The sequence below is a fragment of the Brevundimonas sp. P7753 genome (genome assembly GCF_013386595.1).
Lineage (GTDB): Bacteria > Pseudomonadota > Alphaproteobacteria > Caulobacterales > Caulobacteraceae > Brevundimonas > Brevundimonas bullata.
This window is the reverse complement of sequence record NZ_JACARP010000226.1, coordinates 1-1,132: the sequence shown is the minus strand read 5'-3', so window position 1 is coordinate 1,132 and position 1,132 is coordinate 1. Positions and strand designations below refer to the sequence as shown.

The window sequence follows — 1,132 nt, the reverse complement described above, 5'->3', positions numbered from 1 at the left end:
GGGCGGCGGCGCGGCTTCCAGCAAGGCGGGCATCCTCTGGGTTGAGCGCTGAATATAACTCATAGTTGTAAACAAGCCGTCGCCGTGACGCGCGGGGCTGCGGGGCCTATAGAGGCCGCTTCTTTTTCACCGCCGCCCGCCGGGACATTCTCCGTGACGCCTGAAACCCCTTCGCCCGTCTGCGTCGCCGCCCTCTATCGCTTTGCGCCGATTGCGGATCGCGAAGCGGTGCGGGCGCATCTGCTGGACCTGTGCGGAACCGAGGTGCGCGGCACGCTTCTGGTGGCGCACGAGGGGCTGAACGGCACCATCGCCGGACCGGAGGCCGCCGTCGCCCGCGTCGTGGACGGGGTGCGCGCCCTGCCGGGCTTTGATCGGCTGGAGCTGAAATACTCGACCGCCGAGGCCATGCCGTTCCACCGCATGAAGGTGCGGCTGAAGGCCGAGATCGTCACCATGGGCGTGACCGACATCGACCCGGTCGAGGGCGTCGGCGCCTATGTCTCGCCCCAGGACTGGAACGCCCTGATCGCCGATCCCGACACCATCCTTATCGACACCCGCAACGACTACGAGGTCGAGGTCGGGGTCTTCGAAGGCGCTATCCAGCCCAACACCCGCACCTTCCGCGAGTTTCCCCACTGGTTCAGGACCGAGGGCCGCGCCCTGCTGGACCGGCCCAACCCGCCCAAGGTCGCCATGTACTGCACCGGCGGCATCCGCTGCGAAAAGGCCACGGCCTTCCTCAAGGCCGAGGGCGTCGACCAGGTCTTCCATCTGGAAGGCGGCATCCTGAAATACCTGGAGACCATCCCCGAGCCGGAAAGCCTGTGGCGCGGCGACTGCTTCGTCTTCGACGAGCGGGTGGCGGTCGGTCACGGCCTGAAACAGGGCGACCACAGCCTGTGCCGCGGCTGCCGCATGCCGGTCAGCCCCGAGGCGCGGTTGTCGCCCCTCTATGTCGAGGGCGTCTGCTGTGACCGCTGCCACGACTCACGCACGGACGAGCAGCGCGAGGGCTATGCCGAGCGGCAAAAGCAGATGGAGATCGCCGCCCGGCTCGGCATCGAGCACGTCGGGGCGGGGCCGAAGCGAGCGGACAGCTAACCTGATCTCCCTTCCCCCTCGAGGG

The 1,132-nt window shown here is 67.8% G+C and carries 1 protein-coding gene; it reads left to right on the top strand.

Annotation, left to right across the window (positions count from 1 at the left end; all coding sequences use genetic code 11):
- The first annotated feature begins 153 nt into the window (after window positions 1-153).
- On the top strand, window positions 154-1,107 hold the full coding sequence (locus HX774_RS19280; protein ID WP_178829017.1) for a rhodanese-related sulfurtransferase: 954 nt from the start codon (window positions 154-156) through the stop codon (window positions 1,105-1,107).
- Window positions 1,108-1,132 lie beyond the last annotated feature (25 nt).